Raw genomic sequence first — 24,050 nt, forward strand, 5'->3', positions numbered from 1 at the left:
TATGACACACCTCGGTACGAGGAGATCTCACACAGATGGTGGATCACGGATCGGCTGAATGATCCATACGCCGTGGATCATTCATTCGATCAAGCAAGGGCGACGGTCGGAGAAGAGACGACGATCAGGCGAGTGCGACGAGGTCCGCGTAGTCGGCGCCCCAGAGGTCCTCGACGCCGTCCGGGAGCAGGATGATCCGCTCCGGCTGGAGCGCCTCGACGGCGCCCTCGTCGTGGGTGACGAGGACCACGGCGCCCTTGTAGGTGCGCAGCGCGCCGAGGATCTCCTCGCGGCTGGCCGGGTCGAGGTTGTTGGTGGGCTCGTCGAGCAGGAGGACGTTGGCCGAGGAGACGACCAGGGTGGCCAGTGCCAGGCGGGTCTTCTCGCCGCCGGAGAGGACCCCGGCCGGCTTGTCGACGTCGTCGCCGGAGAACAGGAACGAGCCGAGCGTCTTGCGGACCTCGACCAGGTCCAGGTCGGGGGCGGCGGAGCGCATGTTCTCCAGGACCGTGCGCTCCGGGTCGAGGGTCTCGTGCTCCTGCGCGTAGTAGCCGAGCTTGAGGCCGTGGCCCTCGATGACCCGGCCGGTGTCGGGCTTCTCCGCGCCGCCCAGGAGGCGCAGCAGGGTTGTCTTGCCCGCGCCGTTGAGGCCGAGGATGACGACGCGGGAGCCCTTGTCGATGGCCAGGTCGACGTCGGTGAAGATCTCCAGCGAGCCGTACGACTTCGACAGGCCCTCGGCCATCAGCGGGGTCTTGCCGCACGGCGAGGGCTCGGGGAAGCGCAGCTTGGCGACCTTGTCGGACTTGCGCTCGGCCTCCAGGCCGGCCAGCAGCTTGTCCGCGCGGCGGGCCATGTTCTGCGCGGCGACCGTCTTGGTGGCCTTGGCGCGCATCTTGTCGGCCTGCGAGTGCAGCGCGGACGCCTTCTTCTCGGCGTTCTGCCGCTCGCGCTTGCGGCGCTTCTCGTCGGCCTCGCGCTGCTGCTGGTAGAGCTTCCAGCCCATGTTGTAGACGTCGATCTGGGCGCGGTTGGCGTCCAGGTAGAACACCTTGTTCACGACCGTCTCGACCAGGTCGACGTCGTGGGAGATCACGATGAAGCCGCCGCGGTAGGTCTTCAGGTAGTCCCGCAGCCAGATGATGGAGTCGGCGTCGAGGTGGTTCGTGGGCTCGTCGAGCAGCAGGGTGTCGGCGTCCGAGAAGAGGATGCGGGCCAGCTCGATCCGGCGGCGCTGGCCGCCGGAGAGGGTGTGCAGGGGCTGGCCGAGCACCCGGTCGGGCAGGTTGAGCGCGGCGGCGATGGTGGCGGCCTCGGCCTCGGCGGCGTACCCGCCCTTGGTGAGGAACTCGGTCTCCTGACGCTCGTACTGCCGCATCGCCTTGTCCCGAGTGGTGCCCTGGCCATTGGCGATGCGCTGTTCGTTGTCGCGCATCTTGCGGATCAGGGTGTCCAGGCCGCGCGCGGACAGGATGCGGTCGCGGGCCAGCACGTCGAGGTCGCCGGTGCGGGGGTCCTGCGGGAGGTAGCCGACCTCGCCGGAGCGGGTGATGGCGCCGGCGGCGGGGATGCCCTCGCCGGCCAGGCACTTGGTGAGGGTGGTCTTGCCGGCGCCGTTGCGGCCGACCAGGCCGATGCGGTCGCCCTTGGCGACCCGGAAGGTGGCGCTCTCGATGAGGACGCGGGCACCGGCGCGCAGCTCGATGCCGGAGGCGGAGATCACGGACAGACTCCAGGGCGGGTTGAGGAGGGCGGGATGGGCGGCTGCGGACGTGCCCGCCGTCTAATGCGCGAGGAGAATGGCCATGGGGCCAGTCTAACGGTGCCGTGCAACCACTTTTTCCTGCGTCGCCGCGGTCCCCGGGGGCCGGCGCCGGGGCCCGCCGACGGCAGGCCGGGGCGGTCAGCTGCCTCCCGTGTGCACCTGGAAGGCGGCCCGGCGCACCGCCTTGGCCAGCGCCGGGTCGGGGTGCGCGGCGGCCAGCGCCACCAGGACCTGCACGGTCCGGGGGTGCCCGACCGCCTGCACCTCCTCCAGGAGCATCGGGACGGTGGGCTGGACGGCCGCCTCCAGGTGCCGCACCAGCAGCGGGGCCTCGCCGTGGTCGGCGACGGCGGCGGCGGTGTCCACCCACAGCCAGGTGGCCTCCTGGCGGGTGAGCACCTCGTGCGCGTCCTCCGGGTCGGCGCCGTCGTGCTCGGCCAGCCACAGCAGGGCGTACGGCCGCAGAGTCGGCTCGTCGGCCACCGCCCGTACGTCGGGTTCGGCGGGGGCGCCGACGACCCGCAGCGCCTCGAAGGCCAGGCCGCGCAGCAGGGCGTCCTCGCCGCGGGCCGCCTTGAGGAGCTGGGCGACGGCGCTGCCGACCGGGCGGGCGGCGAGCCAGGCGCGGTACTCGGCACGGGCCGCGTTGGGGCGGAGCTGGGCGCAGCCGCGCAGCATGTCCTCGGCGGCCTGCTCGATGTTGCCGGCCGGGCTCTGCGCGGCGACGCAGATCTGCTCCAGCTTGACCCAGACCGCCCAGCTGCCGAGCGGGGTGAGGGTGGCCTGGCCGGCGCCGTAGGTGAGGGCACCGACGGAGGCCAGGGCGCCGAGGGCCCAGTCCAGCAGCGGCGGCAGCGGGGTGTCGTCGCTCTCCGGCCGGCCCGGGGGTTCCGGCTGGGGGCCGTCGTAGGGGACCTCGCAGCGTTCGGTGCGCAGTTCGGTGACGCGCTGCTGGAGGAGGTCGAGGAGCTGGGCGACGGGTACCGGGCCGGCGGACAGCTGGAGGAAGGAGAGCACCTGGGGCATGGCCGAGACGACCTCGGCGACGGCGGCGGTCTGCTGCCCGGCGGGGTCGGGGTGGGCGAGCGACCAGGCGTCGAACAGGGCGACCCAGCCGCGCAGTACGGCGCTGTCGTCCCGGTCCCAGGCGCGCAGCCGCCAGCCGGGGCGGGCGCTGCCGCCGTGCACCTCGACCAGTCCGGCGAGGCGGGCGATGTCCCAGTCGGCCTGCACCTGATCCGCGGTCAGGCCCAGCTGCCGGGCGGCGCGTTCGGCGGAGGTGACGGAGAGGGTGGCCTTGCCGTCGGCGGTGCCGCCGGACCGGCCGGGGCCGAGGGCGGTGTCGGCCCAGCGGGCGACGCGGGCCGCGTCGGCCAGGACGGAGCGTGCCATGCGGGCCAGCTCCGACCGTGCGGGGGTGCCCTCCGGGGGGCGCGGCGCGGTGCGGCGCGGTGGCCGCTGGTTCATCGCTCTGGGGGCGGCGGCCAGGGGTCGCGGGCGGACGAGTCGGAGCCTGGAGTCGCGCGGGATACGGGACGTCACGGGTGCAGTCTTCCGGTTGACGGTCCGAAAACCCAAACGGACAGCTTCGACGGACCACGGACAAGTCCGGGGGCGGCTCCGGCGCGGCGGGCCGCGCGAGCGGCCCGGGGTTACATCAGCGGGGTCAGGAAGCGGCGCAGGGTCTCTTCGTAGCTGTCCGGGGCGGCGTTCCACATCGCGCCGTGCGTGGCGTGCGGGACGGTGTGCAGGGCGACCAGGCGGGGGTGGGCGTCGGCGAATCGCCGGGAGAGCTGCCAGGGGGCGACGCTGTCGGCGGGGCCGTGGAAGACGAGGGCCGGGACGGCCAGGCGGCCGTGGCCGGCGGCGGGCCCGGAGTCGAGTCCGGTGCGGCCCTGCGCGGCGCGGACCGCGAGCGGCAGCAGCGCGCCCGGGGTGCGGCGGGCCGCGGCGAGGGAGCGCACCGTCGTCTGCCAGTCAAGCACCGGGGAGTCCAGGACCAGCCCGGAGATCCGGTCCCGCAGCCGGGAGCGGGTGGCGGTGCGCAGCGCCATGGTGGCGCCGGTGGACCAGCCGAGCAGCACGACCTTGCGGGCGCCGTGGCCGACGGCGTACCGGACGGCGGCCTCCAGGTCGCGCCACTCGGTCTCGCCGAAGTGCCGCAGGCCGTCCGGCGGCCGGGGCGCGCCGACGTCGCCCCGGTAGGCGAGGGCCAGGAGCGGGAACTCCAGGCCGTTCAGGAGGCCCATGAGGTTCATGGTGTGCTCCCGGGTGGTGCCCAGGCCGTGCACCGCGATGATCCAGGTGCCGCGCGCGCCGGGCAGGAACCAGGCCGGCAGCGCGCCGAGGTCGCCGGGGACCTCGACGTCGGCATGGCGCAGGCCGAGGGCGGTGCCCGGGTTGCCGACGTACAGGTTGGCGGTCAGCCAGGCCCGGTCGCCGGGTCCGAGGGTGCCGTGCGTGACGCCTTCGAGGCGGCGGACGACGGTGTCGGCGGGGTGCCGGTCGCCGGGCAGCACGGGGCCCACGACGGCGTGCGAGCCGTCGCCGGCCAGCCCGTACCGGCCGGGCCGCAGTGCGGCCAGATGCCGGGTGAGGGTGATCTGTCCGGCGGCGGTGCCGTGCACCGTCAGCCTCGGTTCGGTGGGCAGGGGCCGGCCGGGCGTCGCCTTGAGGGCGGCGTCGCTGGCGAGGCGGCCGGCGGCGACGCTCGCGGCGCCTGCTGCCAGGGCCGCGGTGACGGCGGCGGTCGTTGCGGTGACGGTGCGCACAGCTCCCAGTTTCCCGGCGTGCTCCGTCGTAAGCCACCGGAAGGACGACTCGGGGTGACGGACGGGTGGCGGGTGCGGGCGCCGGGCTCGTCCTCAGCCCTGCTGCCCGTAGCCGCGCAGCCGCTCCGCCACCTGGGCGAGCTGGTCCTCCGTCAGCAGGGACGGGGTCCGGCCGGGGACCGAGGAGGCGGTCAGCCACAGCCGGCACATCCACTCCAGCTGGGCGGTGCGGTCGTAGGCCTGGTCGAGGCCGGCGCCGTAGGTGAGGGTGCCGTGGTTCTGGAGGAGGCAGCCGGAGCGGCCGTCGAGGGCGCGGAGCATGTGCGCGGCCAGTTCGTCGGTGCCGTACGTCGCGTACGGGGCGACCCGGACCGGGCCGCCGAGGGCCGCGGCCATGTAGTGCGCCAGTGGCAGTTCCGCGACGAGGGTGGAGACGGCCGTGGCGTGCACGGCGTGGGTGTGCACGACGGCGCCCGCGTCGGTGTGCCGGTACACCGCGAGATGCATGGGCAGTTCGCTGGTCGGCACCAGGGTGCCGAGCACCTGCCGTCCGCCGGCCAGGGCGACGCCGGTGACGTCGTCCGCCGTGAGCCGGTCGTACGGCACGCCCGAGGGCGTGACCAGGACGGTGTCGCCGACCCGGACCGAGACGTTGCCGGAGGTGCCGACCACCAGTCCGTCGGCGACCGTGCGGCGGGCGGTGGCCACCAGCGCCGCCCAGGCGCGCGCCTCTTCGGGGCGTACGTCCCTCCCCCGCGGCTCGGACACGATGCCGCCCTCCTTTCGCCCGGTGGTTCCCGCCCCGGCGATCCTGCCAGGCGGGGGCGGACCGGGGAAGCTGGGACCGAAGGATCGAGGGGAGCGGTGGCTTCGATTCCGGACACCGTGAAGCCCCCCTCAGTTCATCTTCCGTTCACCCTGGTTGCCTACGTTCGTCCAGCCAATGACCTCGAACGATTGCCTGGGTAAATGGAAAGCTTCTCGCTGATCCTCGCGATTGTGGTGGTGACCGCACTCGCGTTTGATTTCACGAACGGTTTCCACGACACCGCGAACGCGATGGCAACGACCATTTCGACCGGTGCGCTCAAGCCCAAGGTCGCGGTGGCCATGTCCGCCGTGCTGAACCTCGTGGGCGCCTTCCTCTCCGTGGAGGTCGCCAACACGATCTCCAAGGGTCTCGTCGACGAGAGCGGCATCCGTCCCGAGGTCATCTTCGCCGCCCTGGTCGGCGCGATCCTCTGGAACCTGCTGACCTGGCTGGTCGGGCTGCCGTCCAGTTCCTCGCACGCCCTCATGGGCGGTCTGATCGGCGCCGCGATCGCCTCGGCGGGCGTCGGCGCGGTGCACGGCGACGTGCTCGTCACCAAGGTGCTGCTCCCGGCGGTCGCCGCCCCGGTGGTGGCGGGCGTCGCCGCCCTGGTCGCCACCCGGCTGTCGTACCGGCTGGGCCGCGGGGCCGACGGCAAGGCGGCCGAGAAGGGCTACCGGGCCGGGCAGATCGCCTCGGCCGGGCTGGTCTCGCTGGCGCACGGCACCAACGACGCCCAGAAGACGATGGGCATCATCACCCTCGCCCTGGTGGCCGGCGGCGCTCTCGCCCCGGACTCCGACCCGCCGGTCTGGGTCATCCTGTGCGCGGGCCTGGCCATCGCGATGGGCACCTACCTCGGCGGCTGGCGGATCATCCGCACCATGGGCAAGGGCCTGACCGACCTCCAGCCGCAGCAGGGCTTCGCCGCCCAGACCAGCGCCGCGACGGTCATCCTGGCCTCCTCCCACCTCGGCTTCTCCCTCTCCACCACGCACTCGGTCTCCGGTTCGGTGATGGGCGCGGGCCTCGGCCGCAAGGGCGGTGTGGTGCGCTGGTCCACGGCGACCCGGATGGTCGTCGCCTGGGTGCTGACGCTGCCGGCCGCGGCCCTGGTCGCCGCGCTCGCCGAGTGGGTCTGCTCGCTGGGCGACTGGGGCACGGCGCTGGTCGCGGTGCTGCTGGTCGCCGCGAGCTTCGCGATCTGGCGGATCTCCCGGCGCGAGGTCGTCGACCACACCAACGTCGCCGTCCCCGACGGCGCGGAACCGGCCGGCGTGCTGACCGCGGCGGTGGCCGCCGTGGCCCCGCCGCCGGTGGGCACTCCGGCCGACGGTCGCGACGGTCTCGACGCCCCCGGTGGTCTTCCCCCGGTCGAGGGCCTCGCGGCGGCCATCCCGGCCCAGCCCACCGACGTCCCCGACGCCCCGGCCCGTTCGGCCGCCACCCCCGTCTGAGTCCCGGCCGGGCCGGAAGGAAGAGAAGCAGCATGCACATCGACTGGGCAGCCCTCGGCTCCGTCTTCGGCGTCGGCCTCGTGGCCACCGTCGCCCTGGTGGCCCTGTTCACCCTCGGCATCGCCGGTCTCTCCCGCCAGGAGCGGGCCGCCGCGCAGGGCGGCTCGGCGGGCCTCGCGGTCACCGGCGCGTACGTCTGCTTCGCGGCGTGCGCGGCGGCGGTGGCGTACGGGATCTATCTGATCGTGGCCTGAGGGCAAGAGCAGCCCTCGGCCGGACCGCGACACTCGACGGAACCGCACAGCGCCCGGCGCACCCCGCGTGCGCCGGGCGCTGACGCGTTCCGGGGCGTGCGACCGCCCTGCCGGGGCCCTGTCGCTTCCCCCGCCACGGGGCCGACCGGCGGTGACGGCCCGGCTCCGGATGTGTCGTCGGCCACCCCGACCCCCTCAGCGGCGGATCCGGCTCCCGTCGTCATGTCCGAGTCCAGGCAGGGGAATCCGGACCCGCACCGGGCTGTTTCGGCCCGCACCGGCCGCCGTGCGGCCGCCCGCGCTCCTCCGTCGCAGGTCAACGGCAAGTTGACGGGTGTTCTCGGCACGTGGTGGACTTCCGGGGCCATGTACGGCGGCAGGAGAGGAAGCCCGGTGCGAATCCGGCGCGGTCCCGCCACTGTGACCGGGGAGTGCTCCCCGGGAGTCAGGAACTCTCACCGCCGGTCTCGTCGAACCAGGGCGTGGACACCCTGAGTGAGGACATAACGCGATGCTCGGCTGCCGTTCAGACCACAGGCCCGGTTCCTCCGTCTCCGATCGTGTGACCGGCTGACGCCCCGTGCGTGCCGGACGCGTCTTCGCGTACGGCGCCACCGCCGGCCTCCTCGGTGACCTGCTCCTCGGCGATCCCCGCCGCGGGCATCCGGTCGCCGTGTTCGGCCGCGCGGCCGGTGCCGTCGAACAACTGCTGTGGCGGGACCACCGGGGCGTGGGCGCCCTGCACACCGCCGTGTGCGCCGGTGGCGCGGTCGCCCTGGGCGCCGTGGCCGCCCGCGCCGTACGCCCCTCCCCCACCGCCGCCCTCACGCTGACCGCCGCCGCGACCTGGGCCGTGGTCGGCGGCACCTCGCTGGCCCGGGAGGCGTCCGCGATCGGACACGCGCTGGCCGCCGGGGACGTCGAGGGCGCCCGGGAGCGGCTGCCGCACCTGTGCGGGCGGGACCCGCAGGCACTGGACGCCGACGGGATCGCCCGGGCGGTGGTGGAGTCCGTCGCCGAGAACACCTCCGACGCGGTGGTGGGCGCGCTGGTGTGGGGGGCCGTGGCCGGGGTGCCGGGACTGCTCGGCTTCCGGGCCGTCAACACCCTCGACGCCATGGTCGGCCACAAGTCGCCGCGCCACCGGCGCTACGGCTGGGCCTCGGCCCGGCTGGACGACGTGGCCGGCTGGCCGGGCGCCCGGCTGACCGCCGTACTGGCCGCCGTGGCCGGCGGCGATCCCCGGGGTGCCGTACGGGCCTGGCGGGCCGACGCCGGCCGGCATCCGAGCCCCAACGCCGGGCCGGTGGAGGCGTCGTTCGCGGGCGCCCTCGGGGTGCGGCTGGGCGGGACGCTGGCGTACGGCGGCCGGGTCGAGCACCGGCCCGTCCTCAACGGGGCGCACGGCCGGGCTGTGCGCGCCGCTGACATCGACCGGGCGGTACGGCTGTCCCGGCGCGTGAGCTGGCTCGCGCTCGGCGTGTGCGCGGGGGCACGGATCGCGGGCGCACGGATCGCAGGGACACGAATCGCAGCGGCACGGCTGCTGTTGAAAGGACGTGCCGCGTGAACGGCGGTCTGCTCGTCGCCGGTACCACCTCCGACGCCGGCAAGAGCGTCGTGACCGCCGGGATCTGCCGGTGGCTGGTGCGGCAGGGCGTGAAGGTGGCGCCGTTCAAGGCGCAGAACATGTCGCTCAACTCGTTCGTGACCCGGGAGGGCGCGGAGATCGGGCGGGCGCAGGCCATGCAGGCGCAGGCGTGCCGGGTGGAGCCGACCGCGCTGATGAACCCCGTGCTGCTCAAGCCCGGCGGCGAGCAGAGCAGCCAGGTCGTGCTGCTCGGCAAGCCGGTCGGCGAGCTGAGCGCCCGCGGCTACCACGGCGGACGGCAGCGGCAGTTGCTCGGCACCGTGCTGGAGTGCCTGGCCGAACTGCGGGGCACGTATGACGCGGTGATCTGTGAGGGGGCGGGCAGCCCGGCGGAGATCAACCTGCGCCGGACCGACATCGTGAACATGGGGATCGCGCGCGGCGCCGGGCTGCCCGTCCTCGTCGTCGGGGACATCGACCGGGGCGGTGTCTTCGCCTCCTTCTTCGGCACCGTCGCGCTGCTCGCGCCCGAAGACCAGGCGTTGGTCGCGGGGTTCCTGGTGAACAAGTTCCGGGGCGATGTGTCGCTGCTGGAACCGGGCCTCGACATGCTGCACGGGCTCACCGGGCGGCAGACGTACGGAGTGCTGCCGTACCGGCACGGGCTCGGCATCGACGAGGAGGACGGGATGGCGGTGTCGCTGCGCGGTGCCGTCCGGGAGTCCCGGGTCGCCGCCCCGGTCGGCGCGGACGTGCTGCGGGTCGCCGTCTGCGCGGTCCCGCTGATGTCCAACTTCACGGACGTGGACGCGCTCGCCGCCGAACCCGGGGTCGTGGTGCGGTTCGTGGACCGGCCGGAGGAACTGGCCGACGCGGACCTGGCCGTGGTGCCGGGGACGCGGGGGACGGTCCGGGCCCTTGCGTGGCTGCGGGAACGGGGGCTCGCGGACGCGCTGGCCCGCCGGGCCGCCGAGGGCCGCCCCGTGCTCGGCATCTGCGGCGGCTTCCAGCTCCTCGGGGAGCACATCGAGGACGACGTCGAGTCGCGCGCCGGGCACGTGGCCGGGCTCGGCGTGCTGCCGGTGCGGGTGCGGTTCGCCCGCGCGAAGACCCTCACCCGGCCGGTGGGCGAGGCCCTCGGGGAGCGGGTCGAGGGGTACGAAATCCATCACGGGGTCGCGTCCATAGAGGGCGGTGACCCGTTCATCTCCGATGACCAAGGACACAGCCTCGACGGCTGCCGGGTCGGCCAGACCTGGGGCACGCACTGGCACGGTTCGCTGGAGTCGGACGGGTTCCGGCGGGCGTTCCTGCGCGAGGTGGCCGCCGCCGCGGGCCGCCGCTTCGTGCCCGCGCCGGACACGAGCTTCGCCGCGCTGCGCGAGGAGCAGCTCGACCGGCTCGGCGACCTGATCGAACAGCACGCGGACACGGACGCGCTGTGGCGGCTCATCGAGTCCGGCGCGCCACAAGGACTGCCTTTCATTCCACCGGGAGCGCCCGCATGAGCACTGTCTTGTTGTTGTCGACCGCCGACACGGATCTGCTGGCGGCCCGGGCCGCGTCCGGCGCCACCTACCGGATCGGCAACCCGAACCGGGTCGACGTCCAGGCGGAACTGCCCGCGCTGCTGGCGGGCGCCGACCTCGTCGTCGTACGGCTGCTCGGTGGGAAGCGGGCCTGGGAGGACGGGCTGGCCGCGCTGAAGGCGTCCGGGGTGCCGACCGTGCTGCTCGGCGGGGAGTCGGTGCCGGACGCGGAGCTGATGGCCGAGTCGTCGGTGCCGGCCGGTGTGGTGGCGCAGGCGCTGCGCTACCTGGTCGAGGGCGGGCCGGACAACCTCGCCCAGCTCGCCCGGTTCCTCTCCGACACCGTGCTGCTGACCGGCGAGGGCTTCGAGGAGCCGCACAAGATGCCGGAGTACGGCGTGCACGGCGAACGGCCGTGTGCGCAGGGCCGCCCGACCGTGGGGGTGCTCTTCTACCGCGCCCATGAACTGAGCGGCAACACCGGCTTCGTCGACACGCTGTGCGACGCGATCGAGGCGAAGGGCGCCAACGCCCTGCCCGTGTACTGCGGTTCGCTGCGCGGCGCGGACGCCGGGCTGTACGAGATCCTCGGCCGGGCCGACGCCCTGGTCGCCACCGTGCTCGCGGCCGGCGGCACGCACGCCTCGCAGGCGTCGGCGGGTGGCGACGAGGAGGCGTGGGACATCGGCGCGCTGGCCGACCTGAACATCCCGGTGCTGCAAGGGCTCTGCCTCACGTCGTCCAAGGCGGCCTGGGAGGCGTCCGACGCCGCGCTCTCCCCGATGGACGCGGCGATGCAGGTCGCGATCCCGGAGTTCGACGGCCGGCTGGTCACCGTGCCGTTCTCCTTCAAGGAGCAGGGCCCGGACGAGGTCCCGGTCTACGTCGCCGACCCCGAGCGGGCCGGGCGGGTCGCCGGCATCGCGGTGCGGCACGCGGCGCTGGGGCACAAGGCCAACGCCGAGAAGAAGATCGCGCTGGTCTTCACGGCGTACCCGACCAAGCACTCGCGGGTGGGCAACGCGGTGGGGCTGGACACGCCCGCGTCGGCGGTCCGGGTGCTGGACGCGCTGCGGGACGCGGGGTACGCGGTCTCCGGCTACCCGTCCGGCGGCGACGAGCTGATCCACCGGCTGATCGAGGCCGGCGGGCACGACGTGGAGTGGCTGACGGAGGACCAGTTGGCGGCGGCGCCCGCGCGGGTGCCGCTGGCGGACTACCGGGCCTGGTTCGAGACGCTCGACCCGGCGCTGCGGGACGGCATGGTGGAGGCGTGGGGCGAGCCGCCCGGCTCGCTCTACGTGGACGGCGACGACATCGTGCTGGCGTCCCTCCAGTTCGGGAACGTGGTCGTGATGATCCAGCCGCCGCGCGGCTTCGGGGAGAACCCGATCGCGATCTACCACGACCCGGACATGCCGCCGTCGCACCACTACCTGGCCGCCTACCGCTGGCTGGACAACAGCTTCGGCGCCGACGCGGTGGTGCACATGGGCAAGCACGGCACGCTGGAGTGGCTGCCGGGCAAGGGCCTCGGGCTGAGCGCGGGCTGCGCGCCGGACGCGGTGCTCGGCGACCTCCCCCTCATCTACCCGTTCATCGTCAACGACCCGGGCGAGGGCACCCAGGCCAAGCGGCGCGGCCACGCCACGGTCGTCGACCACCTCGTGCCGCCGATGGCCCGCGCCGACACCTACGGCGACCTGGCCAAGCTGGAACAGCTGCTGGACGAGTACGCGCTGGTGTCGGACCTTGATCCGACCAAGGCACCGGCCGTGCGGGCGCAGATCTGGACGCTGGTGAAGGCGGCGGAACTGCACCACGACCTGCACGTGGACGACCAGCCGGACGACGACGCGTTCGACGAGTTCGTCATGCACATCGACGGCTATCTGTGCGAGATCAAGGACGTGCAGATCCGCGACGGGCTGCACATCCTGGGCGGCGGTCCGCAGGGCGAGCCCCGCGTCAACCTGGTGCTGGCCGTGCTGCGCGCCTCGCAGGTGTGGGGCGGGCAGGCCAACGCGCTGCCCGGTCTGCGGGCGGCGCTGGCCGCGCACTTCGGACTGGTGGAGAAGGACCTGCTGGCCGAGCCGGGCGCGCCGGTGAAGGTGCCGGTGGAACTGACCGAGCTGGTGGCCGGCCCGGCCCGGACCGGCGCCGACGCGATCGACCTGCTGGAGCAGTTGTGCCGGCGGTTCGCGGAGGGCATGGAGGCGCGGGACTGGGCGGCGGCGGCCGTCCCCGCTCTGGTGCGGGAGGTACTGGGCGGCGAGCTGCCCGAGGCGGTCGCCGTGCTGGAGTTCGCCTGCGTGGAGGTGGTGCCGCGGCTGGCCCGGACCACGGACGAGATCGGGCACATCCTGCGGGCGCTGGACGGCGGTTACGTGCCGGCCGGGCCGTCGGGTTCACCCACGCGCGGGCTGGTCAACGTGCTCCCCACCGGCCGGAACTTCTACTCCGTCGACCCCAAGGCGATCCCGTCCCGGCTCAGCTGGGAGGTGGGGCAGTCGCTGGCGGACTCACTGATCCAGCGGTATCTGGCCGACACCGGGGAGTACCCGAAGTCGGTCGGCCTGACGGTGTGGGGCACGTCCGCGATGCGCACCCAGGGCGACGACATCGCCGAGATCCTGGCGCTGCTGGGCTGCCGCCCGGTGTGGGACGACGCCTCGCGGCGGGTGACCGGCTTCGAGGTAGTGCCGGTGGCCGAGCTGGGCCGGCCGCGCATCGACGTCACGGTGCGGATCTCGGGCTTCTTCCGGGACGCCTTCCCGCACGTGGTGGGGCTGATCGACGACGCGGTACGGGCGGTGGCGGAGCTGGCCGAGCCGGCCGAGTCCAACTACGTACGGGCGCACGTGGAGGAGGACGCCGCCGCGCACGGTGACCGGCGGCGCGCCACGGCCCGGATCTTCGGCTCCAAGCCGGGGGCGTACGGGGCGGGGCTGCTGCCGCTGATCGACGCCCGCAACTGGCGCTCCGACGCGGACCTGGCCGAGGTGTACGCGGTGTGGGGCGGCTACGCCTACGGGCGGGGGCTGGACGGGCGGGCGGCCCGGGGGGACATGGAGACGGCGTTCCGGCGGATCGCGGTGGCGGCGAAGAACGTCGACACCAGGGAACACGACTTGGTCGACGCGGACGACTACTTCCAGTACCACGGCGGGATGGTCGCGATGGTGCGGCATCTGACGGGGGCGAGTCCGCAGGCGTACGTCGGGGACTCGGCGACTCCCGACCAGGTGAAGACCAGGACGCTGGGCGAGGAGACGCACCGGGTGTTCCGGGCCCGGGTGGTGAACCCGCGCTGGATGGCGGCCATGCGGCGGCACGGCTACAAGGGCGCCTTCGAGATGGCGGCGACCGTGGACTACCTGTTCGGGTACGACGCGACGGCCGGGGTCGTGGACGACTGGATGTACGAGAAGTTGTCGGCCGAGTACGTCTTCGACCCGGAGAACCGGGAGTTCATGAAGAAGTCCAACCCCTGGGCGCTGCGCGGCATCACGGAACGGCTGCTGGAGGCGGCGGACCGGGGGCTGTGGGCGGAGCCGGACGCGGAGACGCTGGAGCGGCTGCGTGCCACATATCTGGAGCTTGAGGGCGACTTGGAGGGTGACGACCAGTGACCACGACCCCGTTCCCGTTCACGGCCGTCGTCGGCCAGGACGACCTGCGGCTCGCGCTGCTGCTGAACGCCGTTTCCCCGGCGGTCGGCGGAGTGCTGGTGCGCGGTGAGAAGGGCACCGCGAAGAGCACGGCCGTGCGCGCGTTGTCGGCGTTGTTGCCCGCGGTGGATGTGGTCTCCGGGTGCCGTTTCTCCTGTGACCCCGGCTCCCCCGACCCCGGCTGCCCGGACGGGCCGCACGAGCCGGGGGGTGGCGAGGCGCGGCCGGCCCGGATGGTGGAGCTGCCGGTCGGGGCCTCCGAGGACCGGCTGGTCGGGGCCCTCGACATCGAGCGGGCGCTCGCCGAGGGTGTGAAGGCGTTCGAGCCGGGGCTGCTGGCCGCCGCGCATCGCGGAATTCTGTACGTCGACGAGGTCAACCTTCTGCACGACCATCTCGTCGACCTGCTGCTGGACGCGGCGGCGATGGGCGCCTCGTATGTCGAGCGCGAGGGTGTGTCCGTACGGCACGCCGCCCGCTTCCTGCTGGTGGGGACCATGAACCCCGAGGAGGGCGAGCTGCGGCCGCAGCTCCTCGACCGGTTCGGGCTGACCGTCGAGGTGGCCGCCTCGCGCGAACCCGACCAGCGGGTGGAGGTCGTGCGGCGGCGGCTCGCCTACGACGACGATCCCGCCGGTTTCGCGGCGCGCTGGGCCGACGAGGAGACCGCCGTACGGGCCCGGATCGTCGCGGCGCGCGCACTGCTGCCGTCGGTGCGGCTCGGGGACGGGGCGCTGCGGCAGATCGCGGCGACCTGTGCCGCGTTCGAGGTGGACGGGATGCGGGCCGACATCGTGATGGCGCGGACCGCTACCGCGCTGGCGGCGTGGGCCGGGCGGACGGAGGTGCTGGCGGAGGACGTGCGGCAGGCCGCGCTGCTGGCCCTGCCGCACCGGCGGCGGCGCAATCCGTTCGACGCGCCGGGGCTCGACGAGGACAAGCTCGACGAGACGCTGGAGGAGTTCGGCGGGCAGGACAATCAGGGGGGCGACCAGGGGGGCGACCAGGGGGGCGACGATCCGGATCCTGACGGGCCCGGCGGGGGCGGTGGGCAGCCGGCTCCCGATGACGGTGGTCCCTCGGCTCAGCCCGAGGCGGGTGAGGGCGGCGAACCGCAGCCGTCGTCCGGTGGCGCCGGTGAGCAGCAGCCCGCACGGGCCGCGGAGCCGTTCCGTACCAAGGTGCTGAGCGTGCCGGGCTTGGGTGAGGGCAGTGCCGGGCGGCGGTCGCGGGCGCGGACCGAGCACGGGCGGACCACCGGGGCCCGGCGGCCCCGGGGCGCGCTGACCAAGCTGCATCTGGCCGCGACCGTGCAGGCGGCGGCGCCGCATCAGCGGGCGCGGGGGCGGTCGGGGCCGGGACTGGTGGTCCGGCGGGACGATCTGCGGCAGGCGACGCGGGAGGGGCGGGAGGGCAACCTCGTGCTGTTCGTGGTGGACGCCTCCGGGTCGATGGCGGCGCGGCAGCGGATGAGTGCCGTGAAGGGGGCGGTGCTGTCGCTGCTGCTCGACGCCTATCAGCGGCGGGACAAGGTGGGGCTGGTGACCTTCCGGGGGTCGGCGGCCGAGGTGGCGCTGCCGCCGACCTCGTCGGTGGACGCGGCGGCGGTCCGCCTGGAGTCGCTGCCCACGGGTGGCCGTACGCCCCTGTCCGCCGGGCTGCTGCGGGCGCACGAGGTGCTGCGGGTGGAGCGGCTGCGGGACCCGGCGCGGCGGGCGCTGGTCGTGGTGGTGACGGACGGACGGGCCACCGGGGGTCCGGAGCCGGTGGCGCTGGCCGGGCGGGCGGCGCGGCTGTTCGCGGCCGACGGGGTCGCCTCGGTGGTCGTGGACTGCGAGACCGGGCCGGTGCGGCTGGGGCTCGCCGGGCAGCTCGCGGGCGAGCTGGGCGGTACCGCCGTGACGCTGGACGAACTGCGGGCGGATTCCATCGCCGGCCTGGTGAAGGACGTACAGAGGAGGGCGGCCTGATGCCGCAGGGGCAGCCGAGTGTCGTGCCGGACGACGGACTGACGACCCGTCAGCGGCGTAACCGGCCGTTGGTGGTCGTGCACACCGGGGTCGGCAAGGGGAAGTCGACGGCCGCGTTCGGGCTGGCGCTGCGGGCCTGGAACCAGGGGTGGCCGATCGGGGTGTTCCAGTTCGTCAAGTCGGCGAAGTGGAAGGTCGGCGAGGAGAACGCGCTGCGGGTGCTGGGCGCCAGTGGCGAGGGCGGGTCCGTGGACTGGCACAAGATGGGTGAGGGCTGGTCCTGGGTGCAGCGCGACGCGCAGATGGACAACGAGGAGAAGGCCCGGGAGGGCTGGGAGCAGGTCAAGCGGGATCTCGCGGCCGAGCGCTACCGGCTGTACGTGCTGGACGAGTTCGCCTATCCGATGCACTGGGGGTGGGTGGACACCGACGAGGTGGTCTCCGTGCTGCGGGACCGGCCGGGGACCCAGCATGTCGTGATCACCGGGCGGAACGCGCCCGAGAAGCTGGTGGACTTCGCCGATCTCGTGACCGACATGTCCAAGGTCAAGCATCCGATGGACGCCGGGCAGAAGGGGCAGAGGGGCATCGAGTGGTGACCTCCCCTTCGTCCGTGCCTCGGCTGGTCGTCGCCGCGCCCTCGTCGGGGAGCGGGAAGACCACCGTCGCCACCGGGCTGATGGCCGCGTTCGCCGGGCGGGGGCTCGCCGTGTCGCCGCACAAGGTGGGGCCGGACTACATCGATCCCGGGTACCACGCGCTGGCCACGGGGCGTCCGGGGCGCAACCTCGACGCGTATCTGTGCGGGGCGGAGCTGGTCGCTCCGCTGTTCCTGCACGGGGCCTCGGGGTGTGACATCGCCGTGGTCGAGGGTGTGATGGGGCTGTACGACGGGGCCGCCGGGGAAGGTGAACTGGCGTCCACCGCGCAGGTCGCCAAGCTGCTGGGGGCGCCGGTCGTGCTGGTGGTGGACGCGTCCTCGCAGTCGCGGTCGGTGGCGGCGCTGGTGCACGGGTTCGTGTCGTGGGATCCGGGGGTCCGGGTCGGGGGCGTGATCCTCAACAAGGTCGGGTCGGACCGGCATGAGGCGTTGCTGCGGGAGGCGCTGGACGCGGCCGGGGTGCCGGTGCTGGGGGTGGTGCGGCGGGCCGCGCCGGTCGAGGTGCCGTCTCGGCATCTCGGGCTGGTGCCGGTTGCCGAGCGGGGCGGTCAGGCTGTCGATGCCGTTGCCGCGATGGCGGGGTTGGTGGCGGGCGGGTGTGATCTCGACGCCCTCATGGCGCTCGCTCGGTCCGCTGGGCCGCTGCCAGGGGGCTCCGCCCCCTGGACCCCCGGACCTGTGCCCACCTACCGCCCGACTCGGCCTGCTGACAAGTTGCCCAAGCCGCGCGTCGCCGTCGCCGGTGGGTCCGCGTTCACCTTCTCCTACGCCGAGCACACCGAGCTGCTCGCCGCCGCCGGTGCCGAAGTCGTCCCCTTCGATCCGTTGCGGGACGAGGAGTTGCCCGAGGACACGGCGGGGTTGGTGATCGGTGGCGGGTTTCCCGAGGTGTACGCCGCCGAGCTGTCCGCCAACGAGACGCTGCGCAAGTCGGTCGCGGAGCTCGCGGTGCGCGGAGCTCCCGTGGCCGCCGAGTGCGCCGGGCTGCTGTATCTGTGCCGGGAGCTGGACGGGATGCCGATGTGCGGGGTGCTGGACGCGACCGCGCGGATGGGCGAGCGGCTGACGCTCGGCTACCGGGACGCGGTGGCCGTCTCCGACAGCGCGCTGGCCGCCGCCGGGACGCGGCTGCGCGGGCACGAGTTCCACCGGACGGTCGTCGAACCGGGGGCCGGTGCGGCGGCGGCGTGGGGGATGCGGGCGCCCGAACGGCGCCTGGAAGGTTTCGTGCAGCAGGGCGTGCACGCGAGTTATCTGCACACGCACTGGGCGTCCGAGCCCGGTGTGGCCCGTCGGTTCGTGGAGAGGTGCCGGACGTCATGAGCAGCCATCAGGGCAGCCAGCTGGTCGGAGTCGGGGTGGGCCCCGGAGATCCGGAGCTGGTGACCGTCAAGGGGGTCAACGCGCTGCGGGCCGCCGAGGTCGTCGTCGTACCGGTCATGGACACGGGGGAAAGGGGACGGGCCGAGGCGACCGTGCTGCACTACGTGGCCGCCGAGAAGATCGTCCGGGTCGTCTTCGCGCTGAACGAGCGCAGTGACCGGGCGCGGCGGGAGGCCGCCTGGGACGCCGCCGGTGAGCGGGTGGCCGGGTTGCTGCACGCCCACGGGAGCGTCGCCTTCGCCACCATCGGGGATCCCAACGTGTACTCGACGTTCACGTATCTCGCGCAGACCGTCGCCGCTCTGGTGCCGGGGACGGTGGTGGAGACGGTGCCGGGGATCACCGCCATGCAGGATCTGGCGGCCCGCTCGGGCGCGGTGCTGACGGAGGGCACCGAGCCGCTGACGCTCGTGCCCGTCACCGCCGGGGCCGCCGCGCTGAAGGACGCGCTGAACGGGCCGGGGACGGTGGTGGCGTACAAGTTCGGGCGGCAGGCGGCCGAGGTGGCCGAGGCGTTGCGGGAGACCGGGCGGCTGGCCGACGCCGTGTGGGGATCGGCGCTCGGCCTCGAGCGGGAGTCGATCCGGCCGGCCGCCGATCTCGACGGCGGTCCGCTGCCGTATCTGTCGACGCTGATCGCGCCCGCGCGGCGGGACGGCGGACGGGGCGGCAAGCTGTGAGCGCGGTGAGCGGCTCATTCGGCGATGCCGACCACCAGCCAGATGAACCCCGCGCCGGCCACCGTGCACAGCAGGGTGGAGCGGGCCGGGTGGTCGTGGTGGGCTTCGGGGAGGATCTCGGCGGCGGCGAGGTAAAGCAGGACGCCGCCGAAGAGGCCGAGATAGCCGCCGAGGGCCTGTTCGGGGATGGTGAAGAACAGGGTCGAGGCCGCGCCCAGGACGGGCGCGCAGGCGTCGGCGACCAGCATGGCGACGGCCCGGCGGCGGGCGTTGCCGTACAGGCTGGTGAGTGTGTAGGTGTTGAAGCCGTCGGCGAAGTCGTGGGCGATCACCGCCATCGCGACCGCCGCGCCCATGCCGCCGCCGACCTGGAAGGCCGCGCCGATCGCCACGCCGTCCATCGCGCTGTGCCCGACCATCGCGGCGGCGGCCGTCAGGCCCACCTCCGGGGCCCGCGCGTGTTCGTCGGCGCCGTGTGCGGCGCGGCGGGCGGCCAGCAGGCGTTCCACCAGGTGGGCGAGGAGGAAGCCGGCGACGAACAGCAGCAGGGCGGCCGGCACGCCGAACACCTCGGTGCCGGCCGCCTCCAGCGCCTCCGGGAGCAGATCGAGGCCGACCACGCCGAGCATCAGGCCGCCGGCCAGGCCCAGCACCAGGTGGCGGCGGTCGGTCACGCGCTGTGCCGTCCAGCCGCCGGCCAGCGTCATCAGGAACGCGCCGAGCGCGACGAGAACCGCCATGTGCCCTTGCTATCCGATCGGGCCGCCTGCGCGCGCGTCCGACAGCGGCAACCGCAGTAAGTATGAGCAGGAGAGGACCCCACCCCATGCCACCCGAACCCGAGGGCGACGTGCCCGCCGGCAAGGTGACCTTCGTCGGCGCCGGTCCCGGTGCCGCCGATCTGCTGACCTTCCGGGCCGCGCGGGCCATCGCCGAGGCCGATGTCGTGATCTGGGCGGCGAGCCTGGTGCAGGCGGAGGTGCTGGAGCACGCGCGCGCGGACGCGGAGGTGCTCGACTCGGCGGCGATGTCGCTGGAGGACGTCGTCGCCGTCTACGCGCGGGCCCGCCGGGAGGGGCTGGCCGTGGCCCGGGTGCACTCCGGTGACCCGGCGCTGTGGGGCGGCACGCAGGAGCAGCTCGACCGGTGCGCGGAGCTCGGCATCGCGACGGAGATCGTGCCCGGGGTCTCCTCCTTCTCGGCCGTCGCCGCGCTCGCGCAGCGGGAGCTGACGATTCCCGAGGTCGCGCAGTCGGTGATCCTGACCCGGCTGGGCGGCGGGAAGACGCCGATGCCGCCCGGCGAGGAGGTCCGGGAGTTCGCCAGGCACGGCACGACGATGGCGGTGTTCCTGTCGGCGGCCCGCAGCGGTCAGCTGGTGCGGGAGCTGCTGGAGGGCGGCTATCCGACGGACACCCCGGTGGTGGTGGCGTACCAGGTGACGTGGCCGGAGGAGCTGGTCGTGCGGTGCACGGTCGGCACGCTGGAGGAGACGGTCAAGGAGCACAAGCTGTGGAAGCACACGCTGTTCCTGGTCGGTGCGGCGCTGGACGCGCGCGGCACCCGCTCGCACCTGTACCACCCGGGGCACTTCCACGGGTTCCGCAAGGCCGACCCGGAGGCCCGCCGGGCGCTGCGCGCCGCCCGCCGGGCCGACGACCGCAATGAAGGAGTGACCCAGTGATCGGCATCGTCTCCGCGACGGCGGCGGGTGCGGCGGCCGGTGCCCGGCTGGCCGCCGCGTGGCCGCAGCGGACGCGGGGGTACGGGGGTCCGGTCGCGGACGCCGTGCGGGCCGCGTTCGCCGAGTGCGAGCAGGTCGTGTGCTTCCTGGCGACGGGGGCCGTGGTGCGGCTGATCGCCCCGCTGCTGGGCGACAAGCGGACCGATCCGGGGGTCGTCTGCGTCGACGAGGCGGGGCGGTTCGCCGTGTCGCTGGTCGGCGGGCACCGCGGCGGGGCCAATGACCTGGCCCGGGAGGTGGCCGAGGTGCTGGGCGCCGAGCCGGTGGTGACCACCGCGACGGACGCGGTGGGGGTGCCGGGACTCGACACCCTCGGGCTGCCCGTCGAGGGCGATGTGGCCGGGGTGACCCGGGCGTTGCTGGACGGGGCGCCGGTGGCGCTGCGGGCCGAGGTGGCCTGGCCGCTGCCGCCGCTGCCGGTCGGCGCGGCCGGGCAGTACACGGTCCGGGTGACGGACCGGCTGGTCGAGGGGGCCGCGCGGGAGGTGGTGCTGCGGCCGCCGTCGCTGGTGGTCGGGGTGGGGGCCTCCCGGGGCGCGCCCGCCGAGGAGGTCGTCGGGCTGGTCGAGGGGGCCCTGGCGGAGGCCGGGCTGTCCCCGGCCTCCGTGGCCCGGCTGGCCACCGTGGCCGCCAAGGCGGAGGAGCCCGGCATCGTGGCCGCCGCCGAGCGGCTCGGGGTTCCGCTGGTGACGTACTCCGCCGAGGAACTGGCCGAGGTGGCGGTCCCCCATCCCTCCGACGCGCCGCTGGCCGCCGTCGGCACCCCGTCGGTCGCGGAGGCCGCCGCGCTGCTGGCGGGCGGTGAACTCCTCGTCCCCAAGCGGAAGTCGGTACGGTCCGACGGCCGGCCGGCGATGGCGACCTGCGCGGTGGTACGGCGGCCCGGACGCGGCCGGCTCGCGGTGGTCGGGCTCGGACCCGGCGCCCGGGACCTGCTCACCCCGCGCGCGGCGGCCGAGCTGCGCCGGGCGTCGGTGCTGGTCGGATTGGACCAGTACGTCGACCAGATCCGCGACCTGCTGCGGCCCGGCACCCGGGTGCTGGAGTCGGGGCTCGGCGCGGAGGAGGAGCGGGCCCGTACGGCGGTGGAGGAGGCCCGGCGCGGGCACGCCGTCGCGCTGATCGGCAGCGGCGACGCGGGGGTCTACGCGATGGCCTCGCCGGCGCTGGCGGAGGCGTCCGACGACATCGACGTGGTCGGGGTGCCGGGCGTGACGGCGGCGCTGGCGGCCGGGGCGGTGCTGGGCGCGCCGCTCGGCCACGACCACGTCTCCATCAGCCTGTCCGACCTGCACACGCCGTGGGAGGTCATCGAGCGCCGGGTACGGGCCGCCGCCGAGGCCGACCTGGTGGTGACGTTCTACAACCCGCGCAGCCGGGGCCGCGGCTGGCAGCTGCCCAAGGCGCTGGGAATCCTGGCGGAACACCGCGCGCCGACCACCCCGGTGGGCGTCGTGCGCAACGCCTCCCGCGCCGACGAGTCCGCCCGGCTGACCACACTGGCCGCCCTCGACCCGGCGTCCGTCGACATGATGACGGTCGTCACGGTGGGCAACACCGCCACCCGCGAGATCGCCGGGCGGATGGTGACGCCGCGCGGCTACCGCTGGCAGGAGAGCGCCCGATGACCCCCGTACCGAACCCTTCTTCCCGAGGAGAGACCTTGACCACCCCGCCCGCCCTGCTCATCGCCGGACACGGCACCCGGGACGACGCCGGGGCCGAGGCGTTCCGGGACTTCGTGCGCGAGCTGGGCCGCCGCCACCCCGAACTGCCGGTCGCCGGCGGGTTCATCGAGCTGTCCCCGCCGCCGCTGGGCGACGCGGTGACCGAGCTGGTGGAGCGGGGGGTGCGGCGGTTCGCGGCGGTGCCGCTGATGCTGGTGTCCGCCGGGCACGCCAAGGGCGACATCCCGGCGGCGCTGGCCCGCGAGAAGGAACGGCACCCGGGGCTGACGTATACGTACGGCCGTCCGCTGGGGCCGCATCCGGCGCTGCTGCGGGTCCTTGAGCGGCGCCTCGCCGAGGCCGTCGATCCGGGCTGGGACCCGGCCGAGGTGACCGTGCTGCTGGTCGGGCGCGGGTCGACCGACCCGGACGCCAACGCCGAGGTGTTCAAGGCGGCCCGGCTGCTGTGGGAGGGCCGGGGCTGGGCGGGCGTGGAGACGGCGTTCGTGTCGCTGGCGAAACCGGACGTGCCGGGCGGTCTGGAGCGGTGTGCGCGGCTCGGTGCCCGGCGGGTCGTGGTGCTGCCGTACTTCCTGTTCACCGGCATCCTGCCGGACCGGGTGCGGGAGCAGACCGAGCAGTGGGCCGCCGCGCACCCGGAGACCGAGGTGCGGGCGGCGGACGTCATCGGGCCCGAGCCGGAGCTGCTCGACCTGGTGTGGGAGCGGTACGAGGAGGCGGTGCGCGGCGATCTGCGGATGAACTGCGACTCGTGCGTGTACCGGATCGCGCTGCCGGGCTTCGAGGACAAGGTGGGGGCGGCGCAGCAGCCGCACTTCCACCCCGACGACGACGGCCATCACCACCACGGGCACGGGCAGGTCCACTCCCATGCCCACTGAGGGCGCTGAGGGCACTGAGGGCACTGAGGGCACTGAGGGCACTGAGGGGCACGACCTGCGGCACCACGGGGACGCCGAGGTGCGCGACGACGGCTCGGCGCTGGTGGACTTCGCGGTCAACGTCCGCGCGGGCACCCCGCCGGCCTGGCTGCGCGAGCACCTCGCTCAGTCGCTCGGCTCCCTCGCCGCCTACCCGGACGGGCGGGCGGCGCGGGCGGCGGTGGCGGCGCGGCACGGGCTGCCGGTGGACCGGGTGCTGCTGACGGCGGGTGCGGCGGAGGCGTTCGTGCTGCTGGCGCGGGCGCTGAAGGTGCGCCGGCCGGTGGTGGTGCATCCGCAGTTCACCGAGCCGGAGGCGGCGCTGCGGGACGCCGGGCACACCGTGGACCGGGTGCTGCTGCGGGCCGGAGGGGGCTTCCGGCTCGACCCGGCCGCCGTGCCCAAGGACGCCGACCTGGTGGTGATCGGCAACCCGACCAATCCGACGTCCGTGCTCCACCCGGCCGACGTGCTCGCCGGGCTGGCCCGTCCTGGGCGGACGCTGGTGGTGGACGAGGCGTTCATGGACGCGGTGCCGGGCGAGCGGGAGGCGCTGGCCGGGCGGACGGACGTGCCCGGTCTGGTGGTGCTGCGCAGCCTGACCAAGACGTGGGGGCTGGCCGGGCTGCGGATCGGATACGTGCTGGCCGCGCCGGAGACGGTCGCGGAACTGGAGCGGGCCCAGCCGTTGTGGCCGGTGTCCACGCCCGCGCTGGCGGCGGCCGAGGTGTGCGTGGCGCCGCCCGCGCTGGCGGAGGCCGCGCACGCCGCCCACCATGTGGCCGTCGACCGGGAGCGGCTGGTCGCCGGGCTGAAGGAGTTCGCCGGGCGCGGGCTGCGGGTGGTGGAACCGGCCGAGGGGCCGTTCGTGCTGGTCCGGCTGCCGGACGCGGCCGGGGTGCGGCGGCGGCTGCGGGAACTGGGGTACGCGGTCCGGCGCGGGGACACGTTCCCGGGGCTGGGCGACGAGTGGCTGCGGCTGGCGGTGCGGGACCGGGGGACGACGGACGGGTTCTTGGCGGCACTGGACGCGGCGACCGGCGGCTGAGGGGCGCTGGACGCTGCGGGCGGCGGCTGAGGGGCGCTGGGCGGGGCGGCGACTGAAGGGCACCCGCGCCGGCGCGGCCCCTTCCACGGGAGGGGTTCAGCCCACCA

At 74.5% G+C, this 24,050-nt stretch carries 18 protein-coding genes and 1 riboswitch; of the genes, 13 read left to right on the top strand and 5 right to left on the bottom strand.

Annotation, left to right across the window (positions count from 1 at the left end):
• Nucleotides 1–124 precede the first annotated feature (124 nt).
• The 4 genes from ACTT8P_RS23545 to ACTT8P_RS23560 all read right to left on the bottom strand — a co-directional run bounded on the left by ACTT8P_RS23545 (nt 125) and on the right by ACTT8P_RS23560 (nt 5,304).
• Nucleotides 125–1,723 carry an ABC-F family ATP-binding cassette domain-containing protein gene (locus tag ACTT8P_RS23545; protein WP_442833696.1) on the bottom strand — a complete coding sequence of 533 codons (1,599 nt, stop codon included), beginning with the start codon at nt 1,721–1,723 and terminating at the stop codon, nt 125–127.
• 180 nt (nt 1,724–1,903) lie between these two features.
• Nucleotides 1,904–3,307 carry a hypothetical protein gene (locus ACTT8P_RS23550; protein WP_442833697.1) on the bottom strand — a complete coding sequence of 468 codons (1,404 nt, stop codon included), beginning with the start codon at nt 3,305–3,307 and terminating at the stop codon, nt 1,904–1,906.
• 110 nt (nt 3,308–3,417) lie between these two features.
• Nucleotides 3,418–4,536, bottom strand: coding sequence for an alpha/beta hydrolase family protein (locus tag ACTT8P_RS23555; protein ID WP_442833698.1), 1,119 nt, complete (start codon nt 4,534–4,536; stop codon nt 3,418–3,420).
• 93 nt (nt 4,537–4,629) lie between these two features.
• Complete coding sequence (locus ACTT8P_RS23560) at nt 4,630–5,304, bottom strand: class II aldolase/adducin family protein (RefSeq protein WP_442833699.1); 675 nt, start codon at nt 5,302–5,304, stop codon at nt 4,630–4,632.
• Nucleotides 5,305–5,505: 201 nt separating this feature from the next.
• Between ACTT8P_RS23560 and ACTT8P_RS23565 the strand changes: the two genes are divergently transcribed.
• From ACTT8P_RS23565 to cobI, 9 genes are all read left to right on the top strand, one after another.
• Nucleotides 5,506–6,804, top strand: coding sequence for an anion permease (locus tag ACTT8P_RS23565; protein WP_442833700.1), 1,299 nt, complete (start codon nt 5,506–5,508; stop codon nt 6,802–6,804).
• A gap of 32 nt (nt 6,805–6,836) precedes the next feature.
• Nucleotides 6,837–7,058, top strand: coding sequence for a hypothetical protein (locus ACTT8P_RS23570; RefSeq protein ID WP_442833701.1), 222 nt, complete (start codon nt 6,837–6,839; stop codon nt 7,056–7,058).
• Nucleotides 7,059–7,392: 334 nt separating this feature from the next.
• Nucleotides 7,393–7,532: riboswitch (cobalamin riboswitch) on the top strand.
• A gap of 106 nt (nt 7,533–7,638) precedes the next feature.
• Nucleotides 7,639–8,628: a cobalamin biosynthesis protein gene (locus ACTT8P_RS23575; protein WP_442833702.1), complete on the top strand. Its 990-nt coding sequence runs from the start codon at nt 7,639–7,641 to the stop codon at nt 8,626–8,628.
• Entirely contained in the window at nt 8,625–10,157 is a 1,533-nt protein-coding gene (locus tag ACTT8P_RS23580; protein WP_442833703.1) for a cobyric acid synthase, read from the top strand. Before ACTT8P_RS23575 ends, ACTT8P_RS23580 begins: the two co-directional genes overlap by 4 nt.
• The gene (cobN, locus tag ACTT8P_RS23585) at nt 10,154–13,810 is read left to right on the top strand and encodes a cobaltochelatase subunit CobN (protein ID WP_442833704.1); all 3,657 of its coding nucleotides are present in this window, start codon (nt 10,154–10,156) and stop codon (nt 13,808–13,810) included. The genes ACTT8P_RS23580 and cobN overlap by 4 nt, the downstream gene beginning before the upstream one ends.
• A complete protein-coding gene (locus ACTT8P_RS23590) occupies nt 13,807–15,819 on the top strand; it encodes a putative cobaltochelatase (RefSeq protein ID WP_442833705.1) in 2,013 nt (670 codons plus the stop codon). The genes cobN and ACTT8P_RS23590 overlap by 4 nt, the downstream gene beginning before the upstream one ends.
• On the top strand, nt 15,819–16,418 hold the full coding sequence (gene cobO / locus ACTT8P_RS23595; protein WP_442833706.1) for a cob(I)yrinic acid a,c-diamide adenosyltransferase: 600 nt from the start codon (nt 15,819–15,821) through the stop codon (nt 16,416–16,418). Before ACTT8P_RS23590 ends, cobO begins: the two co-directional genes overlap by 1 nt.
• Nucleotides 16,415–17,803 (top strand): cobyrinate a,c-diamide synthase, encoded by a 1,389-nt coding sequence (locus tag ACTT8P_RS23600; RefSeq protein WP_442833707.1) that lies wholly within the window; start codon nt 16,415–16,417, stop codon nt 17,801–17,803. The genes cobO and ACTT8P_RS23600 overlap by 4 nt, the downstream gene beginning before the upstream one ends.
• Complete coding sequence (gene cobI / locus ACTT8P_RS23605; protein ID WP_442833708.1) at nt 17,788–18,543, top strand: precorrin-2 C(20)-methyltransferase; 756 nt, start codon at nt 17,788–17,790, stop codon at nt 18,541–18,543. Before ACTT8P_RS23600 ends, cobI begins: the two co-directional genes overlap by 16 nt.
• 14 nt (nt 18,544–18,557) lie before the next feature.
• Here cobI and ACTT8P_RS23610 read toward each other — a convergent pair whose 3' ends face one another.
• On the bottom strand, nt 18,558–19,283 hold the full coding sequence (locus ACTT8P_RS23610) for a ZIP family metal transporter (protein WP_442833709.1): 726 nt from the start codon (nt 19,281–19,283) through the stop codon (nt 18,558–18,560).
• Nucleotides 19,284–19,369: 86 nt separating this feature from the next.
• On the opposite strand from ACTT8P_RS23610, the gene cobM reads away from it, so the two are divergent.
• Genes cobM through cobC form a run of 4 tightly spaced genes read left to right on the top strand, consistent with a single transcriptional unit; the run spans nt 19,370 to nt 23,943 of the window.
• On the top strand, nt 19,370–20,227 hold the full coding sequence (gene cobM, locus ACTT8P_RS23615) for a precorrin-4 C(11)-methyltransferase (protein ID WP_442833710.1): 858 nt from the start codon (nt 19,370–19,372) through the stop codon (nt 20,225–20,227).
• The gene (gene cobJ / locus ACTT8P_RS23620) at nt 20,224–21,915 is read left to right on the top strand and encodes a precorrin-3B C(17)-methyltransferase (protein WP_442833711.1); all 1,692 of its coding nucleotides are present in this window, start codon (nt 20,224–20,226) and stop codon (nt 21,913–21,915) included. The genes cobM and cobJ overlap by 4 nt, the downstream gene beginning before the upstream one ends.
• A gap of 35 nt (nt 21,916–21,950) precedes the next feature.
• A complete protein-coding gene (locus tag ACTT8P_RS23625; protein ID WP_442833712.1) occupies nt 21,951–22,856 on the top strand; it encodes a sirohydrochlorin chelatase in 906 nt (301 codons plus the stop codon).
• Nucleotides 22,846–23,943: an Rv2231c family pyridoxal phosphate-dependent protein CobC gene (gene cobC, locus ACTT8P_RS23630; RefSeq protein WP_442833713.1), complete on the top strand. Its 1,098-nt coding sequence runs from the start codon at nt 22,846–22,848 to the stop codon at nt 23,941–23,943. The genes ACTT8P_RS23625 and cobC overlap by 11 nt, the downstream gene beginning before the upstream one ends.
• Nucleotides 23,944–24,050: the final 107 nt, after the last annotated feature.

Origin of the sequence: Streptomyces sp. JW3 (genome assembly GCF_052216785.1) — a bacterium.
Classification (GTDB): Bacteria; Actinomycetota; Actinomycetes; order Streptomycetales; family Streptomycetaceae; genus Streptomyces.

Bases quoted from the DNA above. Each gene is read 5' to 3' on its own strand.
- ACTT8P_RS23565 (WP_442833700.1), top strand. From the start codon at position 5,506: ATGGAAAGCTTCTCGCTGATCCTCGCGATTGTGGTGGTGACCGCACTC.
- ACTT8P_RS23570 (WP_442833701.1), top strand. From the start codon at position 6,837: ATGCACATCGACTGGGCAGCCCTCGGCTCCGTCTTCGGCGTCGGCCTC.
- cobN (WP_442833704.1), top strand. From the start codon at position 10,154: ATGAGCACTGTCTTGTTGTTGTCGACCGCCGACACGGATCTGCTGGCG.
- cobO (WP_442833706.1), top strand. From the start codon at position 15,819: ATGCCGCAGGGGCAGCCGAGTGTCGTGCCGGACGACGGACTGACGACC.
- ACTT8P_RS23610 (WP_442833709.1), bottom strand. From the start codon at position 19,283: ATGGCGGTTCTCGTCGCGCTCGGCGCGTTCCTGATGACGCTGGCCGGC.
- cobM (WP_442833710.1), top strand. From the start codon at position 19,370: ATGCCACCCGAACCCGAGGGCGACGTGCCCGCCGGCAAGGTGACCTTC.
- cobC (WP_442833713.1), top strand. From the start codon at position 22,846: ATGCCCACTGAGGGCGCTGAGGGCACTGAGGGCACTGAGGGCACTGAG.